Here is a 252-nt window from a genome sequence, read left to right on the forward strand (position 1 = left end):
ATGAGGCGGTATGCGATTGCGCGGCCTCTGCCCCGACCGCACTGCGCCCGACCTTCATCATGACCACCGGTTTTTCGCAGGCACGCGCCAGCTCCAGTGCCTCGACCAGCCTGTCGCGATCGGTTGCCCCTTCGAGATATCCCATGATCACGCGGGTATCGTCATCTTGTGCGCAATAGGCCACGGCATCAGCAAAATCGACATCGCGGAATTGCCAGTCGTCGCCCAGATATTGACCCCAAGTCCGCGCAT

The 252-nt window shown here is 60.7% G+C and carries 1 pseudogene; it reads right to left on the reverse strand.

Going from position 1 to position 252, the window contains the following annotated elements:
* Positions 1-252, reverse strand: a pseudogene (locus tag A3728_RS16565) (hypothetical protein); the annotation flags it as partial.

Source organism: Sulfitobacter sp. HI0040, from assembly GCF_001634885.1.
Lineage (GTDB): Bacteria > Pseudomonadota > Alphaproteobacteria > Rhodobacterales > Rhodobacteraceae > Sulfitobacter.